The 3,572-nt window shown below is 58.8% G+C and carries 2 protein-coding genes and 1 pseudogene; 2 read left to right on the top strand and 1 reads right to left on the bottom strand.

Annotated features, from left to right (window positions below; genetic code table 11):
- A partial coding sequence (locus AC1DSG_RS29080) for a PLP-dependent cysteine synthase family protein (RefSeq protein ID WP_477793957.1) occupies positions 1-1,020 on the bottom strand: 1,020 nt, incomplete at its 3' end.
- A 236-nt stretch (positions 1,021-1,256) separates the two neighbouring features.
- Here AC1DSG_RS29080 and nhaA point away from each other — a divergent pair.
- A complete protein-coding gene (gene nhaA / locus AC1DSG_RS29085; RefSeq protein WP_477793956.1) occupies positions 1,257-2,444 on the top strand; it encodes a Na+/H+ antiporter NhaA in 1,188 nt (395 codons plus the stop codon).
- 121 nt (positions 2,445-2,565) lie between these two features.
- A pseudogene (locus AC1DSG_RS29090) lies at positions 2,566-3,572 on the top strand (S-type pyocin domain-containing protein); the annotation flags it as partial.

Here is a 3,572-nt window from a genome sequence, read left to right on the forward strand (position 1 = left end):
ACTCAACTCATACCCCTGGCCCTTGAGCCAATCCTGATCGTAATAGGTGGTGGCATAGCGTTCACCGCCATCACACAGAATCGCCACGATCGACCCCGACTCCCCCGCCGCCGCCATCTGCTGAGCCGCCATCAAGGCGCCGATCAGGTTGGTCCCGCTCGATCCGCCAACCCGTCGCCCCAGTCCTTGCGCCAGATAATGCATGGCCGCCAGGGACAACGCGTCCGGCACTTTCACCATGGCATCGATCACCTTGGGCAGGAACGACGCTTCCACCCGTGGCCGGCCAATTCCTTCAATCCGCGAACCGCAGTCCAGGCGCAGGCTGGCATCGCCGGTCTGGTAGTAATCGAAAAACACCGAACGTTCGGCATCGGCGCACAGCACACGGGTGCAATGCTGGCGATAACGCACGTAACGACCCAGCGTTGCGGTGGTGCCGCCCGTGCCGGGGCTGGAGATCAGCCAGCTTGGTTCAGGGTGCTGCTCGAAACGCATTTGATGGAAGATCGATTCAGCGATGTTGTTGTTCGCTCGCCAGTCGGTGGCGCGTTCGGCGTAGGTGAACTGGTCGATGAAATGACCATCATGCTCGCGCGCCAGCCGCTCGGACTCGGCGTAAATCTGGGTCGGGTCATCGACCAGATGACTCTTGCCGCCATAGAACGCAATTTGCGCGATCTTTTCTTTGGAGGTGGTCGCCGGCATCACCGCAATGAACGGTAAACCCAGCAAGCTGGCGAAGTACGCCTCGGAAATCGCCGTCGAGCCGCTGGACGCTTCGATCACTGGCGCACCGGGTTTCAACCAGCCATTACACAAGGCGTAGAGAAACAATGAGCGCGCCAGGCGGTGCTTCAGGCTGCCGGTGGGGTGACTGGATTCATCCTTGAAATACAACTCGATGCCCGGAAAACCCGGCAGCGGCAAGGGGATCAGATGGGTATCGGCGCTGCGCTGGAAGTCCGCTTCGATGATCCGGATGGCTTCGCGGGCCCACTGTCGGTTGTCGCTCATGATGGTTTTCTCGTTGAGTCGGCCTTATTTGCAAGGCTCAGCTATCAAGCTTAGGAAAAAACCTACAGCACGCACAGGTACAGCTGACCTTCAATACGTCCGGCAACTGCTAGGCTCAAGTCCGGTCCCGTCCTTTACGTTGTTACGGCTTATAACAAAAAAGAATATAACTTTTGTTTTAACAACTAACGGTACGGGTTAGGGTGTGCCACCTTTTGAATTATCGATGGAGAGCGACCTTGCCTCTGCGTAGCACTTTCACGCGTTTCTTTCAGTTGGAAGCTGCCAGCGGTCTGTTACTGATCGCCGCTGCAGCCCTGGCTTTAATCATCAACAACTCGTCACTGTCGTGGCTCTACAGCGGGCTGCTCGACACCCCTGTGGTCGCGCAGATCGGCGCACTGAAAATCGCCAAGCCGTTGCTGCTGTGGATCAATGACGGCCTGATGGCGATGTTCTTCCTGCTGATCGGCCTGGAAGTGAAGCGCGAAGTCCTCGACGGCCAATTGTCGAACCCCTCGCAAATCGTCCTGCCTGGCGCCGCAGCGATTGGCGGCATGGTCGTGCCGGCGCTGGTCTACTGGTTCTTGAACCGCGAAGACCCGGCAGCCTTGGGTGGCTGGGCTATCCCGATGGCCACCGACATCGCCTTTGCCCTCGGCGTACTCGCCTTGCTGGGCAAACGGGTGCCGGTGTCGCTGAAGCTGTTCCTGATGACCCTGGCGATCATTGACGACCTCGGCGCAATCATCGTCATCGCCGTTTTCTATTCCGGGACGTTGTCGACAGTGTCGCTGGCACTGGCCGCCGCCTGCATCATCGCGCTGATCGCCATGAACCGGCTCGGTGTGGTGAAGCTCGGGCCCTACATGGTCATCGGCTTGATCCTCTGGGTGTGTGTGCTCAAGAGCGGCGTCCACGCGACCCTCGCCGGTGTGACGCTGGCCTTCTGTATTCCGCTGCGCACCAAAAACGCCGAGTCTTCGCCACTGCTGACCCTTGAACACGCCCTGCACCCGTGGGTGGCTTATGGCATCTTGCCGCTGTTCGCTTTCGCCAACGCCGGCCTGTCCCTGAGCGGCGTCACCGTTGAAAGCTTCACCCACCACGTACCGATGGGCATTGCGACTGGCCTGTTGCTGGGTAAAACCGTTGGTGTGTTCGGCCTGACCTGGCTGGCCGTGAAAATCGGCATCGCCGCCCTGCCCCAAGGCGCCAACTGGGGCCATGTGCTGGGTGTAGCGATCCTCTGCGGGATTGGTTTCACCATGAGCCTGTTTGTCGGCTCCCTGGCGTTTGAGCCTGGCGTCAGCGACTACGCCGGAATGGACCGGATGGGGATCTTGACCGGCTCGATTCTGGCAGCGTTGATCGGTTATGCCGTGACGGCGATGGCAAGTCGCAAAAGCGCGATGCTGAAATCCTGAGCGATAGAGAACTCTCCTGGCAGCATTAGGGTTTCGTCCTACAGCCACGATTAACCTCGTTCGTTAACGTCGCACAGCTCCTTTTTTCGGAGCTGTCGACGGACGAACGCAAGGAAGATCAGTGGCCGGTAACAAGGACGTTCCCAAGGTTAAAAACCCACCCTCCGGTGACGGTCATCACGTTACCCACCGCTTCATGAACGCCACCGAACTGGCCGAACGCGATGCCCGGCAAAGCGCTTACGATGCCATGCTCGCCCGGCAGCAGGCTTTTTGAAGATAGTCTTCAGGTTTCGGCGAAAAAGACCGACATCCCCCGCGCGGGATGCGTCTTCGCCAAGCCTTGCAAACTCCCCGATGCCATCATTGATTACTCCAATCCTTCAGGCGTAGTTCCGACTGACAGTCTCAAGGACTATGGCGAAATCGCCTGGCTCGGTGCTCGTGATGTAGACGAAGCCGGACTACTGAATCTCGAAACCATCAGTGGCAGTACCGTCTCGGTTGGCATTGGCCGACTTGCACTTAGCGCCCCGACTCTCGTTGCTCCGGGCCTGGCACTTGAAGCTGCCGCAGCCGCCACATTGGCCGGTGTCGTCGCGTTGTTCTGGACGCCGAGCGTGGGTGACAGCGCGCTTTACACCGAAGATCAATTGCGCGCCCTCAAGCAGGCCAGAACCCGCGTTCGTTTGCAGGTCGAGCAACAGGCTGACGGCAGTCTCAAGGGCTACGGTTTCTACACCGGCAAAAACCGCGATTGGGAAATGGTCGATGTCGTGCAGTTCACATTGCGCAGCAGTCAGCAGGTGGCGGATCTCGGGGACGGTGTTGAGCTGATCTGGACACCGGCGGTGGATGGTTCAGACATCCTCGGCATTCCAGCGCTGGAGGCTGCACCGCAAGCGCCACATATCTGGGTGTATCCGCCGACGCCTGCGGCGGACAGCATCATCGTGAACCCGGTGTATCCGCCTGAGTACAAGGATTTCATTCTTGTGTTCCCGGTGGGGTCGGGGGTGAAGCCGGTTTACATTGTGGTGAGTGTTCCAGGAAGAAAACTTCCTGATCCCAATCATGACTATTACTCCGCTACTCCGCGCCAGAAACATAAGAGATCACCGGTTTCTC

This window comes from Pseudomonas sp. P5_A12, assembly GCF_056400685.1.